The following is a 393-nucleotide window of genomic DNA, read 5'->3' as shown; positions in this document are numbered from 1 at the left end:
GGTGGCACATTTATCGAAGACGGCAGCGGCAAAGATGTCGAATATGCCGAAGACTACCCGGATGCGGAGCCAGAATGAACCTGCATGATGAACTATCACTCGACCTGATTCGAGGGGCGGCAAAATTTCGAGGATACCTGTATCGAGATCACGTGGTACGCGACGCTGTAGCCGTCCAGATTTTCGACGGTCGCGATTATCGGTACTACAATCCGCTGGATATCACAAATCCAGACTTCTGGGACTTCGTGAATGCGTGCACGGGCTTGACGTTGGCTGTTAAGAATTCTGGTGTTGACATTACGTACGTCGAATACCCCGACAAGTCGGGAAAGCGGTGTTCGGTGTTGAAGACTGCCGTGTCCGATACACTGGGCCGCGTTATCGTCAAAC

The 393-nt window shown here is 52.2% G+C and carries 1 protein-coding gene; it reads left to right on the top strand.

Annotated features, from left to right (window positions below; all coding sequences use genetic code 11):
* Window positions 1–74: 74 nt before the first annotated feature.
* Window positions 75–393 (top strand): hypothetical protein (locus AC1RPJ_RS07875; RefSeq protein WP_481762860.1); only part of this gene is annotated, 319 nt, incomplete at its 3' end.

Source organism: Dellaglioa sp. CoH-57-MRSF-17, from assembly GCF_056782015.1.
Note: the sequence above shows the minus strand (reverse complement) of the source record. Positions and strands in the feature narration are given on the sequence as shown.